Source organism: Streptomyces mutabilis (assembly GCF_014649815.1).
GTDB lineage: Bacteria > Actinomycetota > Actinomycetes > Streptomycetales > Streptomycetaceae > Streptomyces > Streptomyces mutabilis.
This window is the reverse complement of record NZ_BMTT01000342.1, coordinates 1-508: the sequence shown is the minus strand read 5'-3', so window position 1 is coordinate 508 and position 508 is coordinate 1. Positions and strand designations below refer to the sequence as shown.

General features: G+C 38.2%; 2 protein-coding genes. Both read right to left on the bottom strand.

Translation table 11 applies throughout. The features are described 5' to 3' along the window. Positions 1-273 (bottom strand): phage-associated endonuclease (locus IE142_RS36145; RefSeq protein WP_229831340.1); only part of this gene is annotated, 273 nt, incomplete at its 3' end. Positions 274-285: 12 nt separating this feature from the next. After that, positions 286-508, bottom strand: a 223-nt coding sequence (locus IE142_RS36140) for a hypothetical protein (protein WP_191889551.1), incomplete at its 5' end; no start/stop codon positions are given.

Below are 508 nucleotides of genomic sequence, written 5' to 3'. Positions count from 1 at the left end.
CCATTGAGTTCCATCAAACTCATTTTCAACAGCAAATTTCTCATCGAATATATCTAAAGTAGGGCAAACAGAGCCGTCAAGGTGTTCGCTAATTAACGGATCATCAGTGTTAAAGTTATCCATAGCTTCTGGATATGCTTCAGATAATTTTACTACTGCAGTCGCTGTTGCCAGTTTTGCATTAGCAGTGTTTAACGCTATTGCTAATGGTACAGCATCGTTGTTTGTACGAGCCTCGGTCGTAGGCTCAAATACACAGATAAAAGTTTTCATTGGTCTTGCCCCTTAATTTCCTGATTTTGCTAGTTTAATAGCTCGCTTAATGCCCGCTTTTTTGATAATTACACGCTTATATTTCCCATCAATGGGATTAGAGTAAGCCGTACCTGTTGAAGGGTAATATTCAACTCGTCTCTTACCTCCAATGATAGAAATATGTTGAGTGCCAGAAACTATCTCACTGTTATTTTCATGTTCAATAACAGATAGTTCAGCATCTAATACAGCA